This window comes from Streptomyces apricus (assembly GCF_008369065.1).
Taxonomy (GTDB): Bacteria; Actinomycetota; Actinomycetes; order Streptomycetales; family Streptomycetaceae; genus Streptomyces; species Streptomyces apricus.
In genome coordinates, this window is the sequence record NZ_VDFC01000121.1 from 1 (window position 1) to 4,193 (window position 4,193).

Annotated in this window: 3 protein-coding genes and 1 pseudogene; all 4 read right to left on the bottom strand. The window is 74.8% G+C overall.

From position 1 onward, the window contains the following. Nucleotides 1-180: pseudogene (locus FGF04_RS38260) on the bottom strand (aldose 1-epimerase); the annotation flags it as partial. 415 nt (nucleotides 181-595) lie between these two features. Then, entirely contained in the window at nucleotides 596-1,387 is a 792-nt protein-coding gene (locus FGF04_RS38265) for an SRPBCC family protein (RefSeq protein ID WP_149515996.1), read from the bottom strand. Between the two features lie 137 nt (nucleotides 1,388-1,524). Then, nucleotides 1,525-3,138 (bottom strand): polyamine aminopropyltransferase, encoded by a 1,614-nt coding sequence (locus FGF04_RS38270; RefSeq protein WP_149515997.1) that lies wholly within the window; start codon nucleotides 3,136-3,138, stop codon nucleotides 1,525-1,527. Nucleotides 3,139-3,294: 156 nt separating this feature from the next. Beyond that, nucleotides 3,295-3,813, bottom strand: coding sequence for a DUF2617 family protein (locus FGF04_RS38275; RefSeq protein ID WP_149515998.1), 519 nt, complete (start codon nucleotides 3,811-3,813; stop codon nucleotides 3,295-3,297). Between the last annotated feature and the right edge of the window lie 380 nt (nucleotides 3,814-4,193).

Genomic DNA, 4,193 nt, shown 5'->3' on the forward strand with positions numbered 1-4,193 from the left:
CCATGGTCCCCTGGTGCGGCCGCACCAGGGGACCATGGGGAAGCAGCCGAACTTGTCGCCCTGGCGCAGCAGTTCGACGCCGTCGATCTTCAGGCTGCCGATGCGGCCGCCGTTGGAGGGCTGGACGGTGGCTTCCACGTCGCCGTTGCCGGCGGTCAGCGTGATGTCTTCGTTACTCACGGGCCCGACCCTACGGGGTCCCTCCGGGGGTTCGGCGGGTAGGGCGGGTCCGGTCCGGCCGCGCCCGGCCGCCTGCGGTGACCCGCGCCCCTGGAAGCGGCCTTCGGGTGCGGGCCGGCCGTGGCTGGGTGCGCAGTTCCCCGCGCCCCTGGAAAACCGTTGCCGGGTGCGGGTCCGTCGTGGCTGAGCGCGCAGTTCCCCGCGCCCCTGAAGGCGCGGCTTCGCCTGCGCCCCGTCAGGGGCGCGGGGAACTGCGCGGCCCGCCCCCACCCGGCCGCAGACGAAGGACCGGTGCGGTGCCCGCCCCTCAGGGGCGCGGGGAACTGCGCGATCAGCCCCCACCGGCCCGCAGGCGAAGAACTCGGTGCAGGGCCCTGCCCTGCCGGCCCCGCGGTCAGCGGTCAGTGGTCAGTGGTCAGTGGCGTTTTCTGAGGGCTCGGCCCACCACGATCGCCGAGGCCAGGGCGAAGGCCGCCGCCGGGGCGGCCCACCGCAGCGCCGCCCCCGTGCCCGCGGACTCCGGCGCGGGCACCGGCGCGTACCGGCCCCGCGGCGGCGCGTGGTCGACCTCCTCCGCCGAACGCCCGATCATCGTCCGCCGCGCGTGCGCCGCCTCCGCCGGTGCCCCCGGCGGCGACGTGCCGTCGTCCTCGAAGCCGCCCTCGAAATCCCCCTCGGCGAACGGCACCGCCGAGGCGGGCAGGTCGTCCAGGGACGGCGTCTCCTCCTCCGGAACGGGCGCAGGCATAGGCACGGGCTCGGACCCGCGCGAAGACTCGGGCTCGGGCGCCTCGTCCCCCAGGTGTTCCGCGAACCGCGTCAGCAGGCGGGTCGTCGCCGTCGCCACCTCCTCCGCCGGCAGGTCGGCGATGCGGCCGTCGGCCGAGGCGGTGCCCGTGAAGGTGGCCGTCGTGCCGCCCTCCGCCGGGCCGAGCGACAGCGTCAGCGCCAGCTTCGCCGAGCCGGAGCCCCGGGACTCCGTGGCGTCGGCCTCGATCGCGTACGAGCCGTCGTCCCGCGCGGACACCGCGAGCGTGCCGCGGTACGTGATGGAGTGCCCGCCGATGCGCACCTTCAGGCGGCCCGCAACGGGCGGTGCCTCCTCGTCCTGCTGGAGACCGGGCAGCGCCCGGGCCACCCGCGCGGGATCGGCGAGAGCCTCGCGCAGACGCTCGACGGCAACCGGAACGAACACCTCATGCTCCATGTCGGCCGAGCCTACCCAGCACCGCCCGTACCGCACCCCCACATGCGCCGATTCCCCCGGATCCCCCGCATCCGCACGCGGACGGGGGACGGGGGACGGGGACAGGAGACAAGAGCAACGATCGACGGCAGACGTACTCAGTCCGCGTACCTCGGGTGCACGAGCGTGGAGGGCGGCAGGTCCGCCGGCCCGGTGCGTCCGGCCGCGCGGACACCCTCCCCCGACGCTCCCCCTCCTCCTCCGAGGTGCGGCCGCGCGCGCGAGGCCAGCACGTACCCCCAGTCGAGCCCCTGCTCATACCCCTGACCGTGCCCTTGGCCGCGCGCCGCGCGCGACCCGTCCACCCTGTACGGCACGGTCCGCAGCCCCGCCGCCCGCACCGTCGCGTCGACGGTCCAGAAGGCGTGCGGCCGCGCCGTCAGGGACCCGGCGTGCACGGCGAGCCGCCCGCCGTCGGCCAGCACCTCGCGGGCCAGCCCGTAGAACTCCTGCGAGTACAGCTTCGTACTGGACGTGTCCCGCGGGTCCGGCAGGTCGGAGACCACGACGTCGTACGCGCGCAGCGGGGCCCGCCGCAGCCAGCCGAACGCGTCCGCGGCCACCACCCGCACCCGCGGGTCCCGGTACGCGTGCCCGTTCAGCGCGGACAGCGCAGGATCGGTGCGCGCCAACCGGACCAGCCGCGCGTCGAGTTCGACGACGTCGACGCGGTGTACGCCCCGGTGGCGCAGCACCTCGCGCAGGGCGAGCCCGTCGCCGCCGCCGAGGACGAGCACGCGCGCGTGGGGGCCGTTCATCGCGGGGCGGACGAGCGCCGCGTGGCAGCGGCCGCCGTCACCGCCGCTGACCCGCAACCGCCCGTCGAGGTAGAGGCCGAGCCCGCGGCCGTCCGCGCCGCCGGTCAGGACGACGTCCTGGACGCCGGTGTGCAGCGCCACCCGGACGTCCCTGCCGTACATCGCATGCCGCGCGGACCGCTCGAAGTCGTCGACGAGGGCGGCGGCCGTGGCGAGCAGCGCGAGCACGAGGAGGTTGGCGACGACCAGCAGCCGGCGGTCGCGCCGGGTCAGGTCGTGCCGGAAGACGCCGAGGACGAGCGCGCCGCCCGCGACCGCGTTGACCGTCCCGGTGATCAGCGTGGCGCTCAGCTGGCCGAGCAGCGGCAGCAGGAGGAAGGGGAACGCGAGCCCGCCCGCCAGGGCGCCCACGTAGTCCGCGGCGAACAGGTCGGCGACCGCTCCGCCCGGGTCCTGCCGGCGCACGCGCTGGATCAGCTCCATCAGCAGCGGCACCTCGGCGCCGATGAGCAGGCCGATGGCGAGCGAGAACGCGACGAGGAGGTACGTGGAGCCGCCGGCCCAGGCGCCGCCCCAGTCCCCGGTCCAGGCGAAGACGGCGTACAGGGCCATCGCGCTGCAGCCGCCGACCAGCGCGAGCAGCGCCTCGACGGCGCCAAAGCCGGCCGCGGCGCGGCAGCGCAGCCGTTTGGCGAGGAGCGAGCCGAGGCCCATCGCGAAGACCATCACGGACAGCACCACGGAGGCCTGGGTGACGGAGTCGCCCATCAAGTACGAGGCGAGCGCCACCAGTTCCAGTTCGTACACGAGTCCGCACGCCGCGCAGACGAACACGCCGGTGAGCACGAGGAACCGCCCGGTGGCCGGCCGGACCGGCAGACGCGCCGGGCCCGGACCGGTGCGGGGCCGTGGTGAGGCCGTGCCGGGCGGGGCGGGGGCGTGCGGCTCGATCACCCAGGGAACGCTACGTCACCGCTCCACTGCGCCACGTCACCCACACGTGTGTAAATCCCATCGCCTGTGCATACTTCGGCCGATCCGGGGACGCCCTTTCCCCGGGCGGAACCCGGCCAGAACGCGGCCACAACCCGACCGGAACCCGGCCGGGGCCTAGAGAGGGGCGGGCACCCGCATCCCCACCTTGGTGCGGGTGGCGACGAGTTGGCCCTCCTGGGGGTAGGCGTGCCAGGTGCGCCAGTGCACCTGGCCCTCGTGCCGCTGCGCGAGCATGGCGGTGAAGGCGTGAGGGCTGCCGGGGAAGACCCCCGCAAGTCCGTTCGGATGGTCGGCGACGAGGGCGAGCAACTCCTGGGCCCGGCCCGCGAAGGACCCGCGCGACAGCGTCTCCACGCGCGCGGCGAACTCGTACTCCCAGTCGCCCACCCGCTTGGCGACGCCGAGCGGCAGCGGTGTGCTGCTGCCGGCGATGCAGGCGACGGTCTCGGAACAGCTGCCCCGCTCCTCCTCCATGAGCACCTGGTGGGAGGCACCGAGCAGTCTCAATTGCAGTTTGGTGCCGGCGAGTTCGAGGTCGAGCGTCGCGAGCGCGGGCAGCGGCTCGCGTCCGAGGGCCCAGGCGAGGTCGGCCGCGCGCGTGTCGGTGTAAACGGTGGTGAGGGTCGTGAGCATGGGTCGGCTCCGCTGCACGCAAGGGTGGGGTCGGTCCGTCGCACCCCGGTCGGCACCGGGCGGTGATCGGGCCCGGTCGGCCAGGTCAGAAGGTCGTTGCGGGGGCTGCGTCGGCGATACGAGGGAATCATGAACGGCGTGTCCGCCACAGCGCTTTTACCCAACTTCGTGCGCTTTCCATCCCCTGGGGGGCTCCACAGCTCAACTGTTCAATCGGAAAACGCGCCCACGGACCACCCGCGCGCCCGCGCGCCCTCCCTCACGCAACGGCGGAGCGCCCGCCGGAGGACAACCCCGGCGGGCGCTCGTCATGCTGCCGTCCGTGTCCGGCCGCGACCGGACACGGACACGGTCCGGCAGCCTCCCCCTGCTCACCCGCC

Coding starts and splice junctions, on each gene's coding strand:
- FGF04_RS38265 (WP_149515996.1), bottom strand. CDS start 1,387: ATGGAGCATGAGGTGTTCGTTCCGGTTGCCGTCGAGCGTCTGCGCGAG.
- FGF04_RS38275 (WP_149515998.1), bottom strand. CDS start 3,813: ATGCTCACGACCCTCACCACCGTTTACACCGACACGCGCGCGGCCGAC.